The following is a 22,806-nucleotide window of genomic DNA, read 5'->3' on the forward strand; positions in this document are numbered from 1 at the left end:
AAATGCGCATCCTAATGATTATTGATGGTTTACCCGGTGGAGGAGCCGAAAAAACGGTTCTTACACTCTCCCGCGGGTTAATAGAAATGGGGCATCAGGTCTCTCTATTCTCTCTGCGGAAAGTGTGCGACTACGCCATCCCGGAAGGCATCGATTATCAGGTTGTTCAGGACACATGTAAAAAACCGTGGCGAAAGCTGACGGAGATCCCACGCCGCGCCCAACTGCTCGATCAGGCGATTGAGCGAGCTGAGCGCAGCGGCAAATTTGATGTGGTGTTCTCTCACCTGCACAAGACAGACCGCATTGTGGCGCACTGCCGCGCGCTGGAACGTGACAAAGTCTGGTTCTGCGTGCATGGCATGTTCTCGTTTTCCTATCTTCGCCATCGCAGCGGACTTTCGCGCTGGTTTAAACATCTTAAAATTCGTCATACCTACGAAAACCGCAACGTTGTCGCCGTCTCAGGCGCCGTGTTGAAAGATCTTTCCGAGACGCTGGCGCTCAATCTTCGACGCAAAGCGGTTATCCATAATCCTTTCGATATTCCTGAAATTCAGCGTCTGGCGGATGCGCCCTTCGAAATGCAGGGAAAGGATTATATTATTCATGTTGGCCGCTTCCATGAGCACAAACGCCACGACCGACTCTTACGTGCGTTCGCCCTGAGTAAAATTGACACTACGCTGGTCATGATGGGCAATGGATCTGACGCTCAAATTCGCAAACTCAAGCAGCTTGCAGCCGAGCTGGGTATTGAAAACAAAACGGTTTTCCGCCCGTTCGATTCCAATCCCTATCCCTGGATTAAAGGGGCACGCCTTTTAGTGTTAAGTTCTGACTGCGAAGGTTTTGGTAATGTGCTGGTCGAAGCCATTATCTGTCAGACGCCACCGGTCAGTACAAATTGCCCCGGAGGCCCTGCTGAAATCCTCACCGGAGCCTTAGCGCGCGGGCTGGCAGAGTTAAATGACGCGTCACTGGCAAAAACGCTGGCGGATATTTATACCGCCCCGCCGGTCGTTGGCGATGCAACCATCGCGTCGTTCGGTATCAGTGCCATTTGCCAGCAATATATTGCTCTGGTCGACAATCAAAAATAATCAGGTTTCTTATGCAAAATTCTGCCCCATTGCTAAGCGTGGTGGTTGCCGTTTATAACGGTGAAGCTTTCCTGGATCAGTTCTTTACCTGCCTTGTCAATCAACGCATCGACAGCATGGAAGTCATCATTGTCAATGACGGCTCTACTGACCGCTCGATGGAGATCGTCGAAAACTGGCGAGAAAAACTGCCGCAGATGCAGGTTATAGAACAGCAAAACCAGGGCGTATCCATAGCGCGTAACACCGGTCTGGCCGTTGCGACGGGTCAATATCTCTCTTTCCCGGATATTGATGATGTCTTTAAACCCGGCATGTACCAGCGCCTGCTGGATATGGCCGTCACGCAGAATCTGGATGTCGCCACCTGTAACGGGAACTACGTCTGGGAGAACAACAAGAAACCCTCACGCCCGATCTTCCCTGAAGACAAACTAGCTTCCACAGGGGTCATGGCTGGCCCTGCGTGGTTAAAAATGGCGCTGGATTCACGTAAATTCCTTCACGTCACCTGGTTGAACATCTATCGCCACGACTTTATCCGTCAACACAGTTTCCATTTCGAACCCGGCCTGCGCCATCAGGATATTCCGTGGACCACCGAAGTGCTGCTTGCGGCAGAGCGGGTTCAGTACACCAGTGAACGTTATTACGACTACTACATTCACTCTGCATCGGTGTCCCATATGCCGGACAATGACGACACGCTAATTCGCTCCGCGCGTCACTACATGAAAATCCTGCAGATGCTCGACGCCATCAATCAGCGTTACCCGGACAAAGTAAAAGGGATCCCTGCCTGCCACTGGCAAATTGCCAAAGAGGGGCTGGGCATTATTCACACCTTCGACAACATGAAGGATGAGAAGAAGAAATCAATGATTATTAAAGAGTTCTTCGAAACAGGCATCTGGAAACTCATCTGGAAAAGTGCAAAAAGTCCGCGACTGCGCTGGCGGCTGGGTCGACGTTATTTCCGTTTGAAACGGTATCTGGCATAAGAGATAGCTTTACCTGGCCTAAATGCTTAGAATTTGCCCGCCGAAACTAAAAAAACGGATAATCGCTTGGAATTGTTGTATACCGCTCTGCTCTACATCATTCAGCCACTGGTGTGGCTGAGACTGTTGCTTCGTAGCCGGAAAGCGCCTGCGTATCGTAAACGCTGGGCTGAACGCTATGGCTTCTGCCGCAATAAAGTCGTACCGGACGGTATTTTGCTGCATTCCGTTTCTGTCGGTGAAACGCTGGCGGCGATCCCGCTGGTTCGCGCCCTGCGTCACCGCTACCCTTCGCTGCCAATCACCGTCACGACGATGACGCCAACCGGCTCGGAGCGCGCGTTATCCGCTTTCGGCAAAGACGTGCAGCACGTCTATCTGCCTTACGATCTGCCCTGCGCCATGAATCGTTTCCTCAACACCGTTCGCCCGAAGCTGGTGATCGTGATGGAAACCGAACTGTGGCCGAACATGATTTCCGCCCTGCATGCCCGTAAAATTCCGCTGGTCATTGCCAACGCGCGCCTGTCAGAGCGCTCGGCGAAAGGTTACGGCAAGCTGGGTAAATTTATGCGTCGCCTGCTGAGCAAAATCACGCTGATTGCCGCGCAGAATGAAGAAGATGCAGCACGCTTTATCTCTCTGGGCCTGAAACGCAACCAGCTTGCGGTAACGGGCAGCCTGAAATTCGATATTTCCGTTACCCCTGAACTCGCCGCTCGTGCGATCACGCTGCGTCGCCAGTGGGCCCCGCGTCGTCAGGTCTGGATTGCGACCAGTACCCATGATGGCGAAGAAGAGATCATCCTGCAGGCTCACCGCAAGCTGCTGGAAAAATTCCCTGATTTACTGCTGATCCTGGTGCCTCGCCATCCGGAGCGTTTTAAGGATGCCCGTGAAATGGTCCAGAAAGGCGGCTTTAGCTTCACGCTGCGCAGCAGCGGTGAAATCCCTTCCGGCAGCACCCAGGTGGTGATTGGCGATACAATGGGCGAACTGATGTTGCTGTACGGAATCGCTGACCTCGCGTTTGTCGGTGGCAGCCTGGTCGAGCGCGGCGGTCATAACCCGCTGGAGCCAGCAGCCCACGCCATTCCGGTACTGATGGGGCCGCACACGTTTAACTTCAAAGATATCTGCGCGAAATTACAGCAGGCCGATGGTTTAATTACCGTGACCGATGCGGATTCGGTGGTTAAAGAGGTATCGACCCTTCTGACTGACGAAGATTATCGCCTGTGGTACGGGCGTCATGCCGTCGAAGTACTGCACCAGAACCAGGGCGCACTGACCCGACTGCTGCAGCTTCTGCAACCTTATCTGCCCCAGCGGAGCCACTGATGTCAACGCGTCTGTCGGTCGTGATGATCGCCAAAAACGCCGCCGACCTGCTTCCGGACTGCCTGGCGTCGGTTGCCTGGGCTGACGAGATAGTCATTCTTGACTCCGGAAGTACGGACAACACGGTGGACGTTGCCCGGGCAGCGGGCGCAAACGTCTTTGTCGACGCTGACTGGCAAGGCTACGGCATCCAGCGCCAGCGTGCGCAGGGGTATGCCACAGGTGATTATGTCCTGATGCTCGACACCGACGAACGCATCACGCCGGAGCTTCAGCAGGCCATTCAGGCTGTGCTTTCCTCGCCCCAGGCTGGCGCCGTATACAGCATTGCCCGCCGCAACTACTTTCTTGGCCGTTTTATGCGCCACAGCGGCTGGTACCCTGACCGCGTGATGCGCCTCTACGAACGCGAGCGGTATCAGTACAACGACAATCTGGTACATGAATCCCTGAGCTGCGATAGCGCTCAGGTGATCCCCCTGAAGGGCGATTTGCTGCACTTGACCTGCCGTGATTTCGCGAGCTTCCAGCGTAAACAGCTCAACTATGCCACCGCATGGGCGCAGGAGCGTCACCAGCGCGGCAAGAAGGCCTCGCTGACGGGTATTTTCACCCACACGCTGGGCGCGTTTCTGAAAACGCTGCTGCTGCGTGGTGGCGTGCTGGACGGTAAGCAGGGCTGGTTACTCGCGGTAGTGAATGCCCAGTATACTTTCAACAAATACACCGAGCTGTGGGCGCTCTGCCGCGGCTACTCAGAGAAAACGTGAGCCATGAGCACAAAAGCGATTTATCCGGGTACCTTCGATCCGATCACCAACGGTCATCTTGATATCATCACCCGTGCGGCGTGCATGTTCGACAAGGTGATCCTGGCCATTGCCGCCAGCCCCAGCAAAAAGCCGATGTTTGACCTCAACGAGCGCGTACAGCTCGCCACCGATGCCATTTCGCACCTGCCGAATGTTGAGGTGGTCGGGTTTAGCGACCTGATGGCTAACTTTGCCCGCGCTCAGCAGGCAAACATTCTTATCCGTGGTTTACGCGCGGTGGCAGACTTCGAGTATGAGATGCAGCTGGCGCACATGAACCGCCACCTGATGCCGGAGCTGGAGAGCGTGTTCCTGATGCCCTCCAAAGAGTGGTCGTTTATCTCTTCTACGCTGGTAAAAGAGGTGGCGCGTCATCACGGCGATGTCTCCCATTTCCTGCCGACGAACGTCCACCAGGCATTGATGGAAAAGCTAAAGTAACCCTATTTCTGGCACTGACGGCAGTAGAACGTGGCGCGCTGGGCGTGCTTCGTAGCAATAACGGGCGTGCCGCAGACTCTGCACGGTTCACCTTTACGGCCATACACCTGAAGTTCCTGGGCAAAATAGCCCGGCTTGCCGTCACTCTGCAGGAAGTCCTTCAACGTTGTCCCGCCCTGTTCAATCGAGCGCAGTAGTACCGCCTTAATCACCCGGACCAGCAGCTCACACTCCTGCGCGGACAGCGAAGAGGCCAGCCGATCGGGATGGATCCCGGCCGCAAACAGCGATTCGCTGGCGTAGATATTCCCCACGCCGACCACCAGCTTGTTATCCATCAGCCAGGGCTTAATCGGGCTTTTCTTCTTCGCACACTTCGCCTTGAGGTATTCCGCGTTAAACGCGTCTGAAAGCGGTTCCGGGCCCAGGTGCGCGAGCACGTTATGTCCTTCCAGCTCCTTCGTCCACAGCCACGCGCCAAAGCGCCGCGGGTCGGTGTAACGGAGCACTTTGCCGTTGCTCATCACCAGATCGACGTGGTCGTGCTTTTCCGCTGGCAGTTCTTCGGTAAGAATGCGCAGGCTCCCGGACATCCCCAGGTGGATAATAATCCAGCCGTCGGGCAGCTCCAGCAGCAGGTACTTAGCGCGACGCTGTACGCTAAGGACGGGTTTATCGCTCAGGGCATGGATCTCATCGGACACCGGCCAGCGCAGACGTCCATTGCGGACCACCGCGTGAAGAATCGTTGCCCCGACCAAATGGGGCTCAATGCCGCGACGGCTGGTTTCTACCTCAGGTAATTCAGGCATGGTTCCTCCGTTGAGATACAGAATGCAAAAAACCCCGCAGTTGCGGGGTTTTTCGATACAAGGAGACTAAAATTATTTGATTTTAGCTTCTTTGTACAGTACGTGCTGGCGTACAACTGGATCGAATTTTTTCAGTTCCAGTTTTTCCGGCTTAGTACGTTTGTTCTTCGTGGTGGTGTAGAAGTGACCTGTACCAGCAGAAGAAACCAGCTTGATTTTCTCGCGAATACCTTTAGCCATGATTTATTTCCTCTTTAAGTACTTAGTACTTTTCGCCACGGGCACGCAGTTCGGACAGAACTGTATCGATGCCTTTCTTATCGATTACACGCATACCTTTAGCAGATACGCGCAGGGTGACAAAACGCTTCTCGCTCTCAACCCAGAAACGGTGAGAGTGCAGGTTCGGCAGGAAACGGCGTTTAGTCGCGTTCAGTGCGTGGGAACGGTTGTTACCGGTCACCGGACGCTTGCCAGTAACTTGGCAGACTCGGGACATGTCTATTCTCCAAAAATCAAATTAGCTCGAGCTTCGTATGGGGTATCGGCGCCTCGTCAGGCTTTACAGCCCGGTCATCGCATAGTTCTAAGTGAACTCTCGATTGCCAGGCCCAAATGCCAAACCCGAGATTCTCAAAGGTGGCGTAGTATACGCTGACTCGGCGGTGTGCTCAAGTCCCGAACAGACAAAGATCCCGACGGATCGCGAGAAATAGCCTAAATCCAGCCATGTTCTGCGAAAGAAATGTACTCACCGCGGCCAATTATCAGATGGTCCAGCACACGAATGTCCATGAATTGACAGCATTTGATAATGCGTTCGGTGATTTCTTTGTCCGCTCTGCTCGGTTCTGCACAGCCAGAGGGGTGATTATGCGCGAGGATCACGCCCGCTGCATTCACTTTTATCGCTTCCCGCACAATTTCACGCGGATGCACCTCAACGTGGCTCAACGTGCCCGCAAAGAGACAGCTATGTTTCAGCACCCGATTTCTGTTATCGACAAAGATCACCATAAAGATCTCGCGTTCAATATCGGTTAACTGGCTTTGCAGGAATTCGCGCGTCATTTCTGGCGTCAGGATCGGATCTTCCTTCTCCATGCGGACATTGTAAAAACGGCGGGCAAGTTCAGCAATGCCCCTCAGCTGGGCATATTTCGCCACGCCAATTCCCTCAACGTGCTTAAACTGCGCCAGGTCGGCGGTCAATAAACCGTACAGCGAACCGAAATGTGCTATCAGCTCTTTTGCCAGCGTAAATACCGTTTTTCCGGGCGTTCCGGTACGTAAAAAGAGCGCCAATAGTTCATCGTCTTTTAACAGGGTGACGCCATAGCGCAGCAGTTTTTCGCGCGGCAGCAGCTCCTCATCCTCTTCTTCCATGCTCTTCTCCTTTTTAACCTCATGCTGCCACAGGCCAATCCGTCGCTCGACGGCCACGTTGCGTTCTTGCGTAGCGCCTCGCAAAGTGGACGAAGTACAAAATCACTCCGCTTTGGGGATTGTGATAAAATGCCCGCTCTCTGGTGAAACCCAACAGGAAAGAATCATGATGAGCCTGGCCGGTAAAAAAATCGTTCTTGGCGTGAGCGGCGGCATTGCTGCTTATAAAGCGCCGGAGCTGGTGCGTCGTCTGCGCGAGCGCGGAGCTGACGTGCGGGTCGCGATAACCGAAGGCGGTAAAGCCTTTATCACTCCCCTGAGCCTGCAGGCCGTTTCAGGATACCCGGTATCTGACAGCCTGCTCGATCCGGCCGCCGAAGCCGCGATGGGCCATATTGAGCTGGGTAAATGGGCAGACCTGGTTATCCTCGCCCCCGCCACGGCTGATTTAATCGCTCGGGTGGCGGCCGGTATGGCAAACGATCTGGTCTCCACCATTTGTCTGGCCACGCCAGCTCCAGTTGCCGTCGTTCCTGCAATGAACCAGCAGATGTACCGTAACGCGGCCACCCAGCATAATCTGGAGACGCTGGCCTCACGCGGCCTGCTTATCTGGGGTCCGGATAGCGGCAGCCAGGCCTGCGGCGACGTTGGCCCGGGTCGCATGCTTGATCCGCTGACGATTGTTGATATGGCCGCAGCCCATTTTTCGCCTGTCAACGATCTGCAACATCTCAACATCATGATTACCGCGGGTCCCACGCGCGAGCCGTTGGATCCGGTGCGCTACATCACCAACCACAGCTCCGGCAAAATGGGCTTCGCGATTGCCGCCGCCGCCGCAAGGCGTGGCGCGAACGTCACGCTGGTGAGCGGCCCGGTATCGCTACCTACCCCTGCGTTTGTGAAGCGAATTGACGTGACTACCGCGCTGGAGATGGAAGCCGCCGTGCAGGCACATGCGCAAAGCCAGCATATTTTTATCGGCTGTGCGGCCGTCGCAGACTATCGTGCCGAGACGATCGCCGAGGCTAAAATTAAAAAGCAAGGCGATGAATTAACACTAAAAATGGTGAAAAACCCGGACATTGTTGCCGGCGTCGCCGCACTAAAAAGCCATCGTCCATACGTTGTTGGGTTTGCCGCAGAAACGAATAATGTGGAAGAATATGCCCGGCAAAAACGTACCCGCAAAAACCTCGATTTGATTTGCGCGAACGACGTATCGCTGGCCACACAAGGATTTAACAGCGACAGCAACGCACTGCACCTTTTCTGGCAGGATGGAGATAAAGTCTTACCGCTTGAGCGCAAGGAACTCCTGGGCCAACAATTACTGGACGAGATCGTTACCCGTTATGATGAAAAAAATCGACGTTAAGATTCTGGACCCGCGTGTTGGCGAGCAATTCCCGCTGCCAACCTATGCCACCTCCGGTTCTGCCGGTCTTGACCTGCGCGCCTGTCTCGATGACGCCGTAGAACTGGCTCCGGGTGCCACTACCCTGGTTCCAACTGGCCTGGCAATTCACATTGCTGACCCGTCTCTGGCAGCGGTGATCCTGCCGCGTTCTGGTCTGGGCCATAAGCACGGCGTTGTGCTGGGTAACCTGGTGGGCCTGATCGACTCCGACTACCAGGGTCAGCTTATGGTCTCCGTCTGGAACCGCGGTCAGGACAGCTTCACCATTGAACCGGGCGAGCGTATCGCCCAGATGGTCTTTGTACCGGTGGTACAGGCAGAATTTAACCTGGTGGCAGACTTTGACGCCACCGACCGTGGCGAAGGCGGCTTCGGCCATTCCGGGCGCAAATAACGGCCCGAAAGACACGTATCTCACAGCGTTATAATGCAATAACAAACCGCAAACGCCCGTTTGCGGTCGCTGTGTGGATGCCAGCCTGGCAAGTGCTTATTTTCAGGGGTATTTTGTAACATGGCAGAAAAACAAACTGCGAAAAGGAATCGTCGCGAAGAAATACTTCAATCTCTGGCTCTGATGCTTGAATCCAGCGATGGCAGTCAACGCATCACCACCGCTAAACTGGCCGCCTCTGTAGGCGTGTCTGAGGCGGCGCTGTACCGTCATTTCCCGAGCAAGACCCGGATGTTCGACAGCCTGATCGAGTTTATTGAAGACAGCCTGATTACGCGCATCAACCTGATTCTGAAAGACGAAAAAGACACCACCGCGCGTCTGCGTCTGATTGTGCTGTTAATCCTGGGCTTCGGTGAACGCAATCCGGGCTTAACCCGCATTCTCACCGGCCACGCGCTGATGTTTGAACAGGACAGACTGCAGGGCCGCATTAACCAGCTTTTCGAGCGTATTGAAGCGCAGCTGCGCCAGGTACTGCGCGAAAAGAAAATGCGTGAAGGCGAAGGTTACACCATCGATGAGACGCTGCTGGCAAGCCAGATTCTGGCGTTTTGTGAAGGGATGCTCTCCCGCTTTGTGCGTAGCGAATTCAAATACCGTCCAACGGACGATTTTGACGCCCGCTGGCCGTTAGTGGCTGCTCAGCTGCAGTAATCCGTAAGCCCGGTAAGCGTAGCGCCACCGGGCAATTTAATTACACCCCGAACTCTTCCCGGTACGCACGTACCGCCGCCAGATGGTCCGCCATTTCAGGCTTCTCTTCCAGATACGCAATCAGTTCTTTCAGGGTAATAATCGACGTCACTTTGCAGTTATAGTCACGCTCCACTTCCTGAATAGCGGAAATCTCGCCACGGCCACGCTCCTGACGATCCAGAGAAATCAGCACGCCAGCAAGCGTCGCACCGTTGGCCTGAATAATCTCCATCGATTCGCGGATCGCCGTGCCCGCAGTGATTACGTCATCGACCAGCATGACGCGGCCCTGCAGCGGGCTGCCGACCAGATTCCCGCCTTCGCCGTGGGTTTTAGCCTCTTTGCGGTTAAAGCAGTACGGCACGTCGCGGTCATGGTGTTCCGCCAGCGCCACCGCGGTGGTTGTCGCAATTGGAATGCCTTTATAGGCCGGGCCAAACAGCAGGTCAAAATCAATCCCGGAATCCACCAGCGCTTCGGCATAGAAACGGCCTAACAGTGCCAGATCGCGCCCGGTATTAAACAGCCCGGCGTTGAAGAAGTAGGGACTCTTACGCCCGGATTTCAGCGTAAATTCGCCAAACTTAAGTACCTGCTTGTTAAGCGCAAACTCAATAAACTGGCGCTGATACGATTTCATGGATTTGCTCCTTTGGTTTTTCTGTCTTACAGGCAAAAAAAAGGCGACTCATTGGTCGCCTTTAAAATCAATTTTCTAACGCCGCTTTCTGCGTCGTTACAATGGATTCGATTCCTCCTCGGGCCAACGCCAGCAGGGAGAGAAGCTCTTCGTGGGTGAACGGCTCGCCTTCCGCCGTGCCCTGCACCTCAATGATGCGACCGTCTTCGGTCATCACCACGTTCATGTCGGTTTCGGCTGCGGAATCTTCAACGTATTCCAGATCGCAAAGCGCTTCGCCGTTAACAATACCAACTGAAACCGCCGCAACCATGCCTTTCATTGGGTTGGTTTTCAGCTTACCGGCCGCAACCAGCTTGTTCAGGGCATCGGCCAGCGCCACGCAGGCACCGGTAATCGACGCCGTACGCGTACCGCCGTCTGCCTGAATGACGTCGCAATCGAGAGTGATGGTGAATTCGCCGAGGATTTTCAGGTCAACGGCGGCGCGCAGCGCACGCGCGATCAGACGTTGAATCTCCATGGTACGACCGCCCTGCTTACCCTTTGCCGCTTCACGGGCATTACGGGTATGGGTCGCACGCGGCAGCATGCCGTATTCTGCGGTTATCCAGCCCTGGCCCTGACCTTTCAGGAAGCGCGGAACGCCTTCTTCGATGGAGGCGGTGCACAGCACTTTAGTGTCACCAAACTCAACCAGCACGGAGCCTTCAGCGTGTTTTGTATAGTTACGGGTCAGGGTGACGGGACGCACCTGGTTGGCGCTACGACCTGATGGACGCATGATGGATTCTCCGGCTTGAAACGAATGTGGCTGCGCATTATACGGATAAAGGTCGCTTATTCCTATCCTGAGAAGCCCCCGAAAGCTATAATCCCCCCATCTCTCCTTTAAAAACGGGAATGTCTATGATCCGCAGTATGACCGCCTACGCCCGGCGTGAAATCAAGGGTAGCTGGGGTAGCGCCACATGGGAAATGCGCTCGGTAAACCAGCGTTACCTGGAAACGTATTTCCGTATGCCGGAGCAGTTCCGCAGCCTTGAGCCTGTCGTACGTGAACGTATCCGTACGCGTCTGACGCGCGGAAAAGTGGAATGTAACCTGCGCTTTGAGCCCGATGCCAGCGCACAGGGCGAGCTCATCCTCAACGAAAAACTGGCGAAACAGCTCGTGAATGCAGCGAACTGGGTCAAAATGCAGAGCGATGAAGGCGAAATCAACCCGGTTGATATTCTGCGCTGGCCTGGCGTCATGGCGGCCGGTGAGCAGGATCTGGATGCTATTGCCGCTGAAATCCTGGCAGCCCTCGACGGCACGCTGGACGACTTTATCGTTGCCCGCGAAACCGAAGGCCAGGCGCTGAAAGCGATGATTGAGCAGCGCCTTGAAGGCGTGAGCACCGAAGTAGCGAAAGTCCGCACCCATATGCCAGAAGTGCTGCAATGGCAGCGCGAGCGCCTTGTCGCCAAACTGGAAGAAGCGGAAGTTCAGCTGGAAAACACCCGTCTGGAACAAGAGCTGGTGCTGATGGCGCAGCGTATCGATGTCGCTGAAGAGCTGGACCGTCTGGAAGCGCACGTTAAAGAAACCTATAACATTCTGAAGAAGAAAGAAGCTGTGGGCCGCCGTCTGGACTTTATGATGCAGGAGTTCAACCGCGAGTCGAACACTCTGGCGTCTAAGTCGATCAATGCAGAAGTGACGAATTCAGCGATTGAGCTGAAAGTGCTGATTGAACAGATGCGCGAGCAGATCCAGAATATCGAGTAACGTTTCACGCGATCTCGCGTTGTCTCACTAAGTCTCGTCAGGATAAAAAGACCATTGTAAATCATGGTCTTTTTTGTTTTATATAGTCTCATGATGTATCACTAGAGCGCGTGTTTCGTATGTACATAGACGTGTACATACTGGCATTTATGACACGTAGTTTATGTACACAGCAATGAGACAAGATAAGCATGGCAAAACTGACAGACTTACAAATCAGAGCATGGATAAAATCGGGTGAGCATTTTGCTGGTCGCTCTGATGGGGGTGGGCTGTATTTGTGCTTCCCAGAAAATTACTCAGTACCCTTTTGGCGTTTGCGTTATCGTTTTGCGGGCAAACAGCGATCGCTGGTCATAGGCACGTACACCGAGTTGTCACTCGCTAAAGCACGAGCAAAAGCTAAAGAACAGTCAGCACGGGTTGCATTGGGCTATGACGTTGCGGGGGAAAAGCAAGAACGTAAAGCTGAAGCGCTGAGGAAGATGGAGGATGAAAAGCACGCACTACGTGTTTCAGAACTTGCAGCTGAATACTTTGAACGCCAGATTCTCAATCGGTGGAAGCATCCAGACATCCTGCGTCGTCGTATTGATAAGGACATTAATCCGGCAATCGGTCGCCTCAGAATTGAAGAGGTTAAACCCAGAGATATTGATGACATGCTACAAAAAATAGTTCAGCGTGGTGCACCTACAGTCGCTAATGATGTGCTCCGATGGACTCGCCGTATCTTCGATTACGGTATAAGACGCCATATGCTGGACACAAACCCTACCGGCGCGTTTGAAATTGATGATGCAGGTGGGCAGGAAAAAAGCAGGGAACGCTGGCTAAGCCGAGAAGAGCTTGCGCGATTCTTACAGGCAATGCCAATGACAAAAGGTTTCTCACGTCAGAACGAACTGACAATGAAACTTCTGCTGGTGTTCTGCTGCCGCAAGATGGAGCTTTGCGGTGCACGTTGGGAAGAGTTCGATTTTAATGAAGCAGTTTGGCGTTTACCCGCAGAGCGGGTTAAGAATGGCGATGCGATTGATATACCTATCCCGGCAGTAGCTCTTGAATGGCTGAAGGAACTGCATCAAATGTCCTGCAATAGCCAGTGGGTGCTTCCAGCAAGAAAGATGCAGCACCGGATGATTCCTCACATTCAGGAAAGTACACTCCCTGTAGCATTGAGCAAGGTGAAGGGTAATCTCCCCGATATACCGAATTTTACTATTCATGATTTTCGACGTACCGCGCGATCGCATCTGGCGGCGTTAGGGATTGATCCGGTAGTTGCAGAGCGTTGTCTGAATCACAGAATCAAAGGCGTTGAAGGGATATACAACCGTTATCAGTATTTCGATGAGAGGAAGCAGGCGTTGGAGTTGTGGGCTGACTTGCTGGTTTCTTTAGAAAGAGATGAGGGGTATAACGTGACGCCGTTGAGAAAGAGCATAGCGTAAATGCCATGGCACATAAATGAACTGATTGTCGATCATGTGCCAAATGTTGCTAACATCACTTAATAGTGGTCAAAACGGAGTAGGTCTGGGATAAGTCAGAAGACCAAACAGGCTCCAAACCTAAAAATCTTCCGCATAAGATTGCTTGAAAATTGCTTCACCCATCCCAATAACATAACCCCGTTTTATTGCCAAAAGGAGGCCACTATGGGAGAGCAGTACCGAATGTCTCGTCAGCAGCGTGTATCTTTCACTGCTGAAGAATCAAAATTGATTGATGAAGCACGTAACCTTATGACTGCTGCTACGGGAAAACCCGTCACCACTAACCGGTTCATCAAAGTATCAACCATCCAAAGAGCTGAAAAAATCAACAACGGTGGCACTGATGGCAACGCCTAAAAATGTACCAACAAAACCAAATCATGTGTACAAAGTAGGATTTGGTGTCAATCAAACAGATAAAATTAACAAAGCAGCTAATACTGTTGATGAAACACCAGAACAATTCATAAAAAAAAGTACATTAAATGCAGCGGAGGTCATTAACAGCGCTGCCGGAGTTGCTGGAAAAAATTGACAGGATAATCAATGGCATCGCCGAAAACCTCGATGCCATTTCCCCCTGAAAGTTAGTGAGTCTACCAGGTCTGTTTGCAATCACATTGATCTGCTTCTTGAAAGCCGCACTATTCACGTCTGTAGATTTTCCGGTCTACTGATGTCCACAACGATGCGGTGCTTTATATCTGCACACTGCTTTGATAGTTTAAGCATTCTACACACAGTAAGGATGCCTATTCGTGAAAAGAGATATCCGATCAATAAAATTTAATCTCATTAAACTAGACCAAGAAAATGTCAGATTTGGCGGCGATATTGCGCAAAATCAACGTGAAGCTATTGAATTAATGCTGGCAGACCCAATGCCTTTCGGGTGGTGTCGACCGCACCACCCATTACTATTTCTAATCCATCCTAACGCCAATTTTGTCGCTTTGCCGCCTTCCATCAAGCTTTCTCTATAGAACTTGATAAAAATTTATAGGGCAAACTGACTTGCCTTAGAAAATCTCAATCGTGATCTTGCGCACAAATCGCTAACCTCCCCCGCGTTCACACCGGAGGGTATATGCTGCTTCACATCCTTTATCTCATTGGCATCACCGCAGAAGCCATGACCGGCGCACTTGCCGCCGGGCGTCGCCGTATGGACACCTTCGGCGTGATCATTATTGCTACGGCAACCGCACTGGGCGGTGGTTCCGTGCGCGATATTCTGCTTGGCCATTACCCGCTCGGCTGGGTTAAACACCCTGAGTACGTGATTATTGTGGCGACGGCCGCCGTGTTAACCACCATAGTGGCACCCGTTATGCCCCATCTTCGCCGCCTGTTCCTTGTGCTTGATGCGCTGGGGCTGATTGTCTTTTCGATCATCGGCGCGCAAATCGCGCTCGATATGGGGGAAGGACCGGTTATCGCCACCATCGCCGCCGTGGTCACGGGCGTATTCGGCGGTGTGCTGCGAGATATGTTCTGCAAACGCATCCCCCTGGTCTTTCAAAAAGAGCTGTATGCCGGCATCTCCTTTGCGGCAGCAGTGCTTTATATCGCTCTGCAGCATTATGTTTCTAACCATGACGTGGTGGTCATCTCGACGCTGCTGTTTGGCTTTACGGCCCGCATGCTGGCGCTGCGTCTGAAGCTCGGGCTGCCCGTTTTTCATTACAAACACAGCGCCCACTAGCTTCAGAACCCGTTGATGTGCTGTTCAGCGAGCCATTTCGCCAGCACATCAATCTGAGGGGCGTGAATCCAGTTAACGATTTGTCGCGCTTTTTCCTCTCCTGTTCCCGGCAGGGTCTGCCAGTCCTTTGCGTTGCGCCCGCTCATCTTCTGCCACGATATGTCTCCCATCTCCTTCAGCGAAGCCTGGGTCAATGGCACACCCATTGCCATGAGCCAGCGGATAAACGGCTTCTCGCGCACCAGATTAAATCGATGCCAGAGCGCCAGCCCGCGTGCTGAGGAAAATCCCGGTGTAGCCTGCAGCTGCGCCTGCGTTAATAACAGCCATGAAAAGAGATGTTCAAAATGATGCGCCTGCCAGAGGGTTCGCCAGCCTGACTCGCCTACTCCTTCAATATCAAGTACCTGCTTTGAACTGAGCCAGGTCAGCCGGGCAAAGAACTGCTCCATACACTCCGGTGAAGCATAGAAACAGCTAAGAGCATGATAGCGTGAGGCCGGTGGCTCTGGTTTATGTCTGTCCGTTCCGCGCCAGAGCACCTTATCAAACCGGGGGATACCCTGCCCGGCCAGGCTGATCTGTATCTGATCCCCCGTAGCAATATCCAGACTCTGCCAGCGCCCAACCGAGCCCAGACTCACCCGCTGCACCTGTTTATCATCCAGTTGTACGGGCTCCAGCGCTGCTACAACGGAAATTTTGCCCGTGCGCCCCACGGAAAAATGAATATCACTCACCTCTGCAACCTGGGCTGCGGGAGGATATTTCCACGCGACAACCCAGCTGCCTTCTCCCGGTAACCACTCTTCACCCGCGGGTTCATCCTCCGAACGCACCACAATCCCATCCGTGGCAAAGGGTAATGCGGTCACGTGCCAGGCCGCGCGCTGCTTCTCGACGGCATCGACAGATTCGGCGGGTAGCGTATACCGTGCCGACAGCGTAAAACCGGCCTGAGACAGTTCAGCTAAAGAGATACGCATATCTTTCGGTCCGTCCGGCCAGGCCCAGATGAATACGCCGATCTTGCTCAATAGCGAGTTATCCTTTTGCCGCATCATCGCCCCTGCCACCTTTGCGCGAGCGTTCATTCCGCCCATCTGCTGCTGAATGTGATTGTCGCGTAACCAGAAAAGCTCGCCCTGTAAGACGCTATTCGCCAGCGTGCCGGTGAGCTTTTGCGGAACAGACGGGATTAAACGCACCTTCCCGGTCCAGTCTTCCCCTTTCAGGCCATCACCGCGACTGATAGCCTGGGTTAACTTCCCGTCACGATAGACCAGCGTCACCGCCACACCATCAACTTTCGGCTGCATCCACAGATGCTGTCGGGCACGCATCCACTGTCTCAACTCCTCTTTGCTGGCCACTTTATGTACGCCCGTATGGGCAACAGGATGTTTTACGCTTCCCGCCAGCGTAGGGAGTTTCTCTTCTGAAGGCTCGCTGCCAAAACAGCGCTGCCACTGCATTAACCGCCCGTGAAGCTGGTCGTAAACCTCGTCGTTGATCTCACTCACGCCCTGCTTCCAGTAGGCCTCATCCCAGCCTTTGATTTGCGCGCTTAACGACGCCATCTCTTTTTCTGCTTTTGCCTGCGACCACACCGGACACACCGCCGCGCCATAGCCACACCACAACAGCATTAACCCGCTTATCCATCGCCACATCGCTACCCCTCCTTTGCATTGCAGGAGGTATACCCGGATGCTTGAAACAACGCTAACAGCAACGTTTCACAATGCGAGAGGCTATCCGGTGTTTCTTTTGGTTGCTGAAAACCACAGATAAAACCTGAAAACGGCACGCAAAATTCAATAATCCAGGGGAAAAAGTGTGACAAAGGCTACGTCACACGGCGGTGACGTGTATAATAAGCCCGTATGTAGGACTTCTTCGTTAACACATACAAAAGACTCTCATGGCTCAAGGCACGCTTTATATTGTTTCTGCCCCTAGTGGCGCGGGTAAATCCAGCCTTATTCAGGCACTGTTAAAAACCCAACCGTTGTACGACACACAGGTTTCTGTTTCTCACACCACGCGAGCGCCGCGTCCGGGTGAAGTGCACGGTGAACACTATTTCTTTGTGGATCACGACGAATTCAGAGCGATGATCGGCAGAGACGCGTTTCTTGAACACGCTGAAGTATTCGGTAATTACTACGGTACCTCGCGTGAAACCATTGAGCAGGTTCTGGCCACGGGCGTGAATGTGTTCCTGGATATCGACTGGCAGGGCGCACAGCAAATTCGCAAGAAAATGCCTGATTCGCGCAGTATCTTTATTTTACCGCCATCGAAAGATGAGCTGGATCGCCGCCTGCGTGGCCGCGGTCAAGACAGCGAAGAAGTGATCGCAAAGCGTATGGAACAGGCTGTTGCAGAAATGAGCCATTACGCGGAATATGATTACCTTATTGTGAACGATGATTTTGATGCCGCACTGAGCGATCTCAAAACCATTCTTCGTGCAGAACGTCTGCGTATGAGCCGCCAGAAGCAGCGACATGACGCATTAATCACCAAACTGTTGGCAGACTGAACCCACTTTCAGTATCATGCCCAGTCATTTCTTCACCTGTGGAGCATTTTAAGTATGGCACGCGTAACTGTTCAGGACGCTGTAGAGAAAATTGGTAACCGTTTTGACCTGGTGCTGGTCGCCGCGCGTCGCGCTCGTCAGATGCAGGTAGGCGGTAAAGATCCGCTGGTACCGGAAGAAAACGATAAAACCACCGTTATTGCACTTCGCGAAATCGAAGAAGGTCTGATCAACAACCAGATCCTCGACGTGCGTGAGCGCCAGGAGCAGCAAGAGCAGGAAGCCGCAGAACTGCAGGCCGTAACCGCTATTGCTGAAGGTCGTCGTTAATTAAACCTGCGGGTCGCCCTTGTATCTGTTTGAAAGCCTGAATCAACTGATTCAAACCTACCTGCCTGAAGACCAGATTAAGCGTCTTCAGCAGGCGTATCTCGTTGCACGTGACGCTCACGAGGGCCAGACACGTTCAAGCGGTGAACCCTATATCACGCACCCGGTAGCGGTGGCCTGTATTCTGGCCGAGATGAAACTCGACTACGAAACGCTGATGGCCGCTCTGCTGCATGACGTGATCGAAGATACCCCTGCCACCTATCAGGACATGGAACAGCTGTTTGGCAAAAGCGTTGCCGAACTGGTGGAAGGGGTCTCTAAGCTTGATAAGCTGAATTTCCGCGACAAGAAAGAGGCGCAAGCCGAAAACTTCCGCAAGATGATTATGGCGATGGTGCAGGATATCCGCGTCATTCTCATCAAACTCGCTGACCGTACCCACAACATGCGCACGCTGGGCTCACTTCGCCCGGATAAACGTCGCCGCATTGCCCGTGAAACTCTCGAAATCTACAGTCCGCTGGCGCACCGTTTAGGTATTCACCACATTAAAACCGAGCTGGAAGAGCTAGGTTTTGAAGCGTTGTACCCGAACCGCTATCGCGTGATTAAAGAGGTGGTGAAAGCCGCACGCGGTAACCGTAAAGAGATGATTCAAAAAATCCTCTCGGAAATTGAAGGGCGCTTACAGGAAGCGGGAATCCCGTGCCGCGTCAGCGGTCGTGAAAAACATTTGTACTCCATCTACTGCAAAATGGTGCTCAAAGAGCAGCGTTTTCACTCGATCATGGATATCTACGCTTTCCGCGTGATCGTCCACGACTCGGACACCTGCTATCGCGTGCTGGGGCAGATGCACAGCCTCTACAAACCGCGTCCGGGGCGCATGAAAGATTACATCGCTATCCCAAAAGCGAACGGCTATCAATCTTTGCACACCTCGATGATCGGGCCACACGGCGTGCCTGTTGAGGTGCAAATTCGCACCGAAGACATGGACCAGATGGCAGAGATGGGGGTTGCCGCACACTGGGCGTATAAAGAGCACGGTGGCGAAAGCAGCACGACCGCACAAATCCGCGCCCAGCGCTGGATGCAGAGCCTGCTGGAGCTTCAGCAGAGTGCGGGTAGCTCGTTTGAATTTATCGAGAGCGTTAAATCCGATCTCTTCCCGGATGAGATTTACGTTTTCACCCCAGAAGGCCGCATTGTCGAACTGCCTGCAGGCGCAACGCCGGTCGACTTCGCTTACGCCGTGCACACCGATATCGGACATGCCTGCGTCGGCGCGCGCGTTGACAGACAGCCTTACCCGCTCTCTCAGCCGCTCTCCAGCGGCCAGACGGTAGAAATTATTACCGCCCCGGGCGCACGTCCGAACGCGGCCTGGCTGAACTTTGTCGTGAGCTCCAAAGCACGCGCCAAAATTCGCCAGCTGCTGAAAAACCTCAAGCGTGATGATTCCGTCAGCCTGGGGCGTCGTCTGCTCAACCACGCGTTGGGCGGCAGCCGTAAGCTGGCTGAAATTCCGCAGGAGAACGTCCAGCGCGAGCTGGAGCGCATGAAGCTCGCGTCGCTTGATGACCTGCTGGCAGAGATTGGCCTCGGCAACGCCATGAGCGTGGTGGTGGCGAAGAACCTGCAGCAAGGCGACACGACAGCGGTGCCTGCAACCACGCAAAGCCACGGACACCTGCCGATTAAAGGCGCGGATGGGGTGCTGATCACCTTCGCAAAATGTTGCCGTCCAATACCTGGCGACCCGATTATTGCGCACGTCAGCCCGGGCAAAGGGCTGGTTATCCACCACGAATCCTGTCGTAACATTCGCGGCTACCAGAAAGAGGCCGAGAAGTTTATGGCGGTCGAGTGGGATAAAGAGACGGCGCAGGAATTTATCACCGAAATTAAGGTGGATATGTTCAACCATCAGGGTGCCCTGGCGAACCTGACGGCAGCGATCAACACGGCTTCTTCCAACATTCAAAGCCTGAATACGGAAGAAAAAGATGGCCGCGTGTACAGCGCCTTTATTCGTCTGACCGCCCGCGACCGCGTGCATCTGGCGAATATTATGCGCAAGATCCGCGTCATGCCGGACGTGATTAAAGTCACCCGAAACCGAAACTAGGTTTATGAATTCACAACGTTATGCACGTATCTGCGAAATGCTCGCCAGGCGTCAGCCTGACCTGACGGTCTGCATGGAGCAGGTGCATAAACCTCATAACGTCTCTGCTATCGTCCGTACCGCAGATGCCGTCGGTGTGCATGAAGTGCATGCCGTCTGGCCGGACGGCCGTATGCGCAATACGGTCTCGGCGGCGGCAGGCAGCAACAGCTGGGTGTCTGTCAAAAATCATCACACCATTGGCGAAGCCGTATCGCACCTGAAAGGGCGCGGGATGCAGATCCTTGCCACTAACCTGTCCGCTAAAGCCGTAGATTTCCGCGAGATCGACTACACCCGCCCGACCTGCATTTTGATGGGTCAGGAGAAAACCGGGATCTCCCGGGAAGCGCTGGATCTGGCGGATCGTGACATTATCATTCCGATGATCGGCATGGTGCAGTCTTTGAACGTCTCCGTGGCGTCCGCACTCATTCTGTATGAAGCGCAGCGTCAGCGTCAGAACGCCGGGATGTACGAGCGCAGCAACAGCATGCTGCCGGAAGATGAACAGCAGCGCCTGCTGTTTGAAGGTGGTTATCCGGTGCTGGCTCGCGTTGCGAAGCAGAAAAAATTGCCTTACCCCCACGTCAACGCGCAGGGCGAAATTGAAGCCGATGCCGAGTGGTGGGCCACCATGCAGTACGCCGGGTAAGCGATGAAAGGCCGCCTGCTGGATGCCATCCCGCTTAACAGCCTGACGGGCGTGGGCGCGGCGCAAAGCAATAAGCTGGCAAAAATTGGCCTGCACACCGTGCAGGATCTCCTGCTTCACCTCCCCCTGCGTTACGAAGACCGCACTCAGCTCTACAAGATTGGCGATCTCCTTCCCGCCATTTACGCCACCGTTGAAGGCGAAGTCCTGAACTGCAACATCACCTTCGGCGGACGCCGGATGATGACCTGCCAGATCAGCGACGGCACCGGCATTCTCACCATGCGTTTTTTCAACTTCAGCGCGGCGATGAAAAACAGCCTGGCGACGGGCCGCAGGGTGCTGGCCTATGGCGAAGCCAAACGCGGGAAATACGGCGCAGAGATGATCCACCCGGAGTACCGCGTGCAGGGCGATCTCAGCACGCCGGAAATGCAGGAGACGCTTACCCCGGTTTACCCGACGACCGAAGGCATCAAGCAGGCGACGCTGCGTAAGCTCACCGATCAGGCGCTGGAGCTGCTGGATACCTGCGCAATTACCGAGCTGCTGCCGCCCGAGCTGGCGCAGGGCATGATGAGCCTGCCCGAGGCGCTGCGAACCCTGCATCGACCGCCGCCAACGCTGCAGCTCAGCGATTTAGAAAGCGGCAAACACCCCGCCCAACAGCGTCTTATCCTTGAGGAATTACTGGCACATAACCTGAGCATGCTGGCGCTTCGCGCGGGCGCGCAGCGTTTCCACGCTCAGCCGTTAAGCCAGAATGATGCGCTCAAAGATAAGCTGCTGGCCTCGCTGCCGTTTAAACCCACCGGCGCGCAGGCGCGCGTCACCGCCGAGATTGAACGCGATATGGCGCTCGACGTGCCGATGATGCGCCTGGTGCAGGGCGACGTGGGCTCCGGTAAAACGCTGGTTGCCGCGCTGGCGGCCCTGCGCGCGATTGCCCACGGTAAACAGGTGGCGCTAATGGCGCCGACCGAGCTGCTGGCTGAACAGCACGCCAACAATTTCCGCGCCTGGTTTGCGCCGCTGGGGATTGAAGTGGGCTGGCTTGCAGGGAAGCAAAAAGGCAAAGCGCGCCTTGCGCAACAGGAGGCTATTGCCAGTGGGCAGGTGCAGATGATTGTCGGCACGCACGCTATCTTCCAGGAGCAGGTGCAGTTCAGCGGCCTTGCGCTGGTGATTATCGATGAACAACACCGCTTTGGCGTCCATCAGCGTCTTGCGCTGTGGGAAAAAGGCCTTCAACAGGGCTTCCACCCGCATCAGCTGATCATGACCGCCACGCCGATCCCGCGCACCCTGGCAATGACCGCCTACGCCGATCTGGATACCTCCACCATCGACGAACTGCCGCCGGGACGTACGCCGGTCACAACGGTCGCGATTCCTGACACGCGTCGCAGCGATATTATTGACCGCGTGCGCAACGCCTGCACCCAGGAAGGGCGTCAGGCCTACTGGGTCTGTACGCTGATTGAAGAATCTGAACTGCTGGAAGCGCAGGCTGCCGAAGCCACGTGGGAAGAGCTTAAGCTGGCGCTGCCGGAGCTGAACGTGGGTCTGGTTCACGGACGCATGAAGCCCGCCGAAAAACAGGCGGTGATGCAGTCGTTCAAACAGGGTGATTTACATCTGCTGATCGCCACCACGGTGATCGAAGTCGGCGTGGACGTCCCGAATTCCAGCCTGATGATCATCGAAAACCCGGAGCGCCTGGGTCTTGCCCAGCTCCACCAGCTGCGCGGACGCGTTGGGCGTGGTGCGGTAGCGTCCCACTGCGTCCTGCTTTACAAAGCCCCGCTCTCGAAAACCGCCCAGATGCGGTTGCAGGTGCTGCGCGACAGTAACGACGGGTTTGTCATTGCGCAAAAAGACCTGGAGATCCGCGGCCCGGGCGAACTGCTGGGCACGCGTCAGACGGGCAACGCTGAATTCAAAGTGGCGGATTTGCTGCGCGATCAGGCCATGATCCCCGAAGTTCAGCGCCTCGCCCGCCATATTCACG

Annotated in this window: 26 protein-coding genes; 19 read left to right on the top strand and 7 right to left on the bottom strand. The window is 54.3% G+C overall.

The window, feature by feature from the left end:
* Positions 1–2 precede the first annotated feature (2 nt).
* From DEO48_RS17980 to coaD, 5 genes are all read left to right on the top strand, one after another.
* A complete protein-coding gene (locus tag DEO48_RS17980) occupies positions 3–1,103 on the top strand; it encodes a glycosyltransferase (RefSeq protein ID WP_045400325.1) in 1,101 nt (366 codons plus the stop codon).
* An 11-nt stretch (positions 1,104–1,114) separates the two neighbouring features.
* Entirely contained in the window at positions 1,115–2,104 is a 990-nt protein-coding gene (locus tag DEO48_RS17985) for a glycosyltransferase (RefSeq protein ID WP_109845888.1), read from the top strand.
* A gap of 66 nt (positions 2,105–2,170) precedes the next feature.
* Entirely contained in the window at positions 2,171–3,445 is a 1,275-nt protein-coding gene (gene waaA / locus DEO48_RS17990; RefSeq protein WP_029740803.1) for a lipid IV(A) 3-deoxy-D-manno-octulosonic acid transferase, read from the top strand.
* Positions 3,445–4,215 carry a glycosyltransferase family 2 protein gene (locus DEO48_RS17995; RefSeq protein WP_109845889.1) on the top strand — a complete coding sequence of 257 codons (771 nt, stop codon included), beginning with the start codon at positions 3,445–3,447 and terminating at the stop codon, positions 4,213–4,215. Before waaA ends, DEO48_RS17995 begins: the two co-directional genes overlap by 1 nt.
* 3 nt (positions 4,216–4,218) lie before the next feature.
* The gene (gene coaD, locus DEO48_RS18000; protein WP_109845890.1) at positions 4,219–4,698 is read left to right on the top strand and encodes a pantetheine-phosphate adenylyltransferase; all 480 of its coding nucleotides are present in this window, start codon (positions 4,219–4,221) and stop codon (positions 4,696–4,698) included.
* 2 nt (positions 4,699–4,700) lie between these two features.
* Here the strand turns inward: coaD and mutM are convergent, their stop codons facing one another.
* The 4 genes from mutM to radC form a co-directional block, all read right to left on the bottom strand.
* Entirely contained in the window at positions 4,701–5,510 is an 810-nt protein-coding gene (mutM, locus tag DEO48_RS18005; protein WP_023309890.1) for a bifunctional DNA-formamidopyrimidine glycosylase/DNA-(apurinic or apyrimidinic site) lyase, read from the bottom strand.
* Between the two features lie 72 nt (positions 5,511–5,582).
* Entirely contained in the window at positions 5,583–5,750 is a 168-nt protein-coding gene (gene rpmG / locus DEO48_RS18010) for a 50S ribosomal protein L33 (RefSeq protein WP_003024094.1), read from the bottom strand.
* A gap of 22 nt (positions 5,751–5,772) precedes the next feature.
* On the bottom strand, positions 5,773–6,009 hold the full coding sequence (rpmB, locus tag DEO48_RS18015; RefSeq protein ID WP_002436699.1) for a 50S ribosomal protein L28: 237 nt from the start codon (positions 6,007–6,009) through the stop codon (positions 5,773–5,775).
* 218 nt (positions 6,010–6,227) lie between these two features.
* Positions 6,228–6,896: a DNA repair protein RadC gene (gene radC / locus DEO48_RS18020; RefSeq protein ID WP_023309889.1), complete on the bottom strand. Its 669-nt coding sequence runs from the start codon at positions 6,894–6,896 to the stop codon at positions 6,228–6,230.
* 169 nt (positions 6,897–7,065) lie between these two features.
* Between radC and coaBC the strand changes: the two genes are divergently transcribed.
* The 3 genes from coaBC (at position 7,066) to slmA (ending at position 9,430) form a co-directional block, all read left to right on the top strand.
* Positions 7,066–8,277 carry a bifunctional phosphopantothenoylcysteine decarboxylase/phosphopantothenate--cysteine ligase CoaBC gene (gene coaBC / locus DEO48_RS18025; RefSeq protein ID WP_109845898.1) on the top strand — a complete coding sequence of 404 codons (1,212 nt, stop codon included), beginning with the start codon at positions 7,066–7,068 and terminating at the stop codon, positions 8,275–8,277.
* Positions 8,255–8,713, top strand: coding sequence for a dUTP diphosphatase (gene dut, locus DEO48_RS18030; RefSeq protein ID WP_008502691.1), 459 nt, complete (start codon positions 8,255–8,257; stop codon positions 8,711–8,713). Before coaBC ends, dut begins: the two co-directional genes overlap by 23 nt.
* Positions 8,714–8,833: 120 nt before the next feature.
* Entirely contained in the window at positions 8,834–9,430 is a 597-nt protein-coding gene (gene slmA / locus DEO48_RS18035) for a nucleoid occlusion factor SlmA (RefSeq protein ID WP_010426428.1), read from the top strand.
* Between the two features lie 40 nt (positions 9,431–9,470).
* Here slmA and pyrE read toward each other — a convergent pair whose 3' ends face one another.
* Together pyrE and rph are read right to left on the bottom strand one after the other, a co-directional pair.
* Positions 9,471–10,112 (bottom strand): orotate phosphoribosyltransferase, encoded by a 642-nt coding sequence (gene pyrE / locus DEO48_RS18040; protein WP_109845891.1) that lies wholly within the window; start codon positions 10,110–10,112, stop codon positions 9,471–9,473.
* Between the two features lie 67 nt (positions 10,113–10,179).
* Positions 10,180–10,896: a ribonuclease PH gene (gene rph / locus DEO48_RS18045; RefSeq protein ID WP_010426431.1), complete on the bottom strand. Its 717-nt coding sequence runs from the start codon at positions 10,894–10,896 to the stop codon at positions 10,180–10,182.
* A 125-nt stretch (positions 10,897–11,021) separates the two neighbouring features.
* Here rph and DEO48_RS18050 point away from each other — a divergent pair, with 125 nt between their 5' ends.
* The 6 genes from DEO48_RS18050 (at position 11,022) to DEO48_RS18075 (ending at position 15,089) form a co-directional block, all read left to right on the top strand.
* Positions 11,022–11,885, top strand: a complete 864-nt coding sequence (locus DEO48_RS18050) for a YicC/YloC family endoribonuclease (RefSeq protein WP_023309886.1) — start codon at positions 11,022–11,024, stop codon at positions 11,883–11,885.
* 191 nt (positions 11,886–12,076) lie between these two features.
* Positions 12,077–13,339, top strand: coding sequence for a site-specific integrase (locus DEO48_RS18055; RefSeq protein WP_109845892.1), 1,263 nt, complete (start codon positions 12,077–12,079; stop codon positions 13,337–13,339).
* Positions 13,340–13,546: 207 nt separating this feature from the next.
* Positions 13,547–13,741 (top strand): hypothetical protein, encoded by a 195-nt coding sequence (locus DEO48_RS18060; protein ID WP_109845893.1) that lies wholly within the window; start codon positions 13,547–13,549, stop codon positions 13,739–13,741.
* Complete coding sequence (locus tag DEO48_RS18065) at positions 13,728–13,919, top strand: hypothetical protein (protein WP_109845894.1); 192 nt, start codon at positions 13,728–13,730, stop codon at positions 13,917–13,919. The genes DEO48_RS18060 and DEO48_RS18065 overlap by 14 nt, the downstream gene beginning before the upstream one ends.
* A 223-nt stretch (positions 13,920–14,142) precedes the next feature.
* Positions 14,143–14,367: a hypothetical protein gene (locus DEO48_RS18070; RefSeq protein WP_109845895.1), complete on the top strand. Its 225-nt coding sequence runs from the start codon at positions 14,143–14,145 to the stop codon at positions 14,365–14,367.
* A 104-nt stretch (positions 14,368–14,471) separates the two neighbouring features.
* Positions 14,472–15,089 (top strand): trimeric intracellular cation channel family protein, encoded by a 618-nt coding sequence (locus DEO48_RS18075; RefSeq protein ID WP_023334014.1) that lies wholly within the window; start codon positions 14,472–14,474, stop codon positions 15,087–15,089.
* Positions 15,090–15,091: 2 nt separating this feature from the next.
* On the opposite strand, the gene ligB is transcribed toward DEO48_RS18075, so the two are convergent.
* Positions 15,092–16,762 carry an NAD-dependent DNA ligase LigB gene (ligB, locus tag DEO48_RS18080; protein ID WP_109845896.1) on the bottom strand — a complete coding sequence of 557 codons (1,671 nt, stop codon included), beginning with the start codon at positions 16,760–16,762 and terminating at the stop codon, positions 15,092–15,094.
* Positions 16,763–17,013: 251 nt separating this feature from the next.
* Between ligB and gmk the strand changes: the two genes are divergently transcribed.
* From gmk to recG, 5 genes are all read left to right on the top strand, one after another.
* Entirely contained in the window at positions 17,014–17,637 is a 624-nt protein-coding gene (gene gmk / locus DEO48_RS18085) for a guanylate kinase (protein WP_010426438.1), read from the top strand.
* Between the two features lie 54 nt (positions 17,638–17,691).
* Positions 17,692–17,967, top strand: a complete 276-nt coding sequence (gene rpoZ, locus DEO48_RS18090; protein WP_000135058.1) for a DNA-directed RNA polymerase subunit omega — start codon at positions 17,692–17,694, stop codon at positions 17,965–17,967.
* A gap of 19 nt (positions 17,968–17,986) precedes the next feature.
* Complete coding sequence (gene spoT, locus DEO48_RS18095; protein ID WP_023309883.1) at positions 17,987–20,101, top strand: bifunctional GTP diphosphokinase/guanosine-3',5'-bis pyrophosphate 3'-pyrophosphohydrolase; 2,115 nt, start codon at positions 17,987–17,989, stop codon at positions 20,099–20,101.
* Between the two features lie 4 nt (positions 20,102–20,105).
* The gene (gene trmH / locus DEO48_RS18100) at positions 20,106–20,795 is read left to right on the top strand and encodes a tRNA (guanosine(18)-2'-O)-methyltransferase TrmH (RefSeq protein WP_045354723.1); all 690 of its coding nucleotides are present in this window, start codon (positions 20,106–20,108) and stop codon (positions 20,793–20,795) included.
* Positions 20,796–20,798: 3 nt separating this feature from the next.
* On the top strand, positions 20,799–22,806 hold a 2,008-nt coding region (recG, locus tag DEO48_RS18105), incomplete at its 3' end, for an ATP-dependent DNA helicase RecG (RefSeq protein ID WP_109845897.1).

Origin of the sequence: Enterobacter sp. CGMCC 5087, assembly GCF_003144775.1 — a bacterium.
GTDB classification, from domain to species: domain Bacteria; phylum Pseudomonadota; class Gammaproteobacteria; order Enterobacterales; family Enterobacteriaceae; genus Enterobacter; species Enterobacter cloacae_M.

Bases quoted from the DNA above. Each gene is read 5' to 3' on its own strand.
- DEO48_RS17980 (WP_045400325.1), top strand. From the start codon at position 3: ATGCGCATCCTAATGATTATTGATGGTTTACCCGGTGGAGGAGCCGAA.
- DEO48_RS17985 (WP_109845888.1), top strand. From the start codon at position 1,115: ATGCAAAATTCTGCCCCATTGCTAAGCGTGGTGGTTGCCGTTTATAAC.
- DEO48_RS17995 (WP_109845889.1), top strand. From the start codon at position 3,445: ATGTCAACGCGTCTGTCGGTCGTGATGATCGCCAAAAACGCCGCCGAC.
- coaD (WP_109845890.1), top strand. From the start codon at position 4,219: ATGAGCACAAAAGCGATTTATCCGGGTACCTTCGATCCGATCACCAAC.
- mutM (WP_023309890.1), bottom strand. From the start codon at position 5,510: ATGCCTGAATTACCTGAGGTAGAAACCAGCCGTCGCGGCATTGAGCCC.
- rpmG (WP_003024094.1), bottom strand. From the start codon at position 5,750: ATGGCTAAAGGTATTCGCGAGAAAATCAAGCTGGTTTCTTCTGCTGGT.
- rpmB (WP_002436699.1), bottom strand. From the start codon at position 6,009: ATGTCCCGAGTCTGCCAAGTTACTGGCAAGCGTCCGGTGACCGGTAAC.
- radC (WP_023309889.1), bottom strand. From the start codon at position 6,896: ATGGAAGAAGAGGATGAGGAGCTGCTGCCGCGCGAAAAACTGCTGCGC.
- coaBC (WP_109845898.1), top strand. From the start codon at position 7,066: ATGAGCCTGGCCGGTAAAAAAATCGTTCTTGGCGTGAGCGGCGGCATT.
- dut (WP_008502691.1), top strand. From the start codon at position 8,255: ATGATGAAAAAAATCGACGTTAAGATTCTGGACCCGCGTGTTGGCGAG.
- slmA (WP_010426428.1), top strand. From the start codon at position 8,834: ATGGCAGAAAAACAAACTGCGAAAAGGAATCGTCGCGAAGAAATACTT.
- pyrE (WP_109845891.1), bottom strand. From the start codon at position 10,112: ATGAAATCGTATCAGCGCCAGTTTATTGAGTTTGCGCTTAACAAGCAG.
- rph (WP_010426431.1), bottom strand. From the start codon at position 10,896: ATGCGTCCATCAGGTCGTAGCGCCAACCAGGTGCGTCCCGTCACCCTG.
- DEO48_RS18050 (WP_023309886.1), top strand. From the start codon at position 11,022: ATGATCCGCAGTATGACCGCCTACGCCCGGCGTGAAATCAAGGGTAGC.
- DEO48_RS18055 (WP_109845892.1), top strand. From the start codon at position 12,077: ATGGCAAAACTGACAGACTTACAAATCAGAGCATGGATAAAATCGGGT.
- DEO48_RS18060 (WP_109845893.1), top strand. From the start codon at position 13,547: ATGGGAGAGCAGTACCGAATGTCTCGTCAGCAGCGTGTATCTTTCACT.
- DEO48_RS18065 (WP_109845894.1), top strand. From the start codon at position 13,728: ATGGCAACGCCTAAAAATGTACCAACAAAACCAAATCATGTGTACAAA.
- DEO48_RS18075 (WP_023334014.1), top strand. From the start codon at position 14,472: ATGCTGCTTCACATCCTTTATCTCATTGGCATCACCGCAGAAGCCATG.
- ligB (WP_109845896.1), bottom strand. From the start codon at position 16,762: ATGTGGCGATGGATAAGCGGGTTAATGCTGTTGTGGTGTGGCTATGGC.
- gmk (WP_010426438.1), top strand. From the start codon at position 17,014: ATGGCTCAAGGCACGCTTTATATTGTTTCTGCCCCTAGTGGCGCGGGT.
- rpoZ (WP_000135058.1), top strand. From the start codon at position 17,692: ATGGCACGCGTAACTGTTCAGGACGCTGTAGAGAAAATTGGTAACCGT.
- trmH (WP_045354723.1), top strand. From the start codon at position 20,106: ATGAATTCACAACGTTATGCACGTATCTGCGAAATGCTCGCCAGGCGT.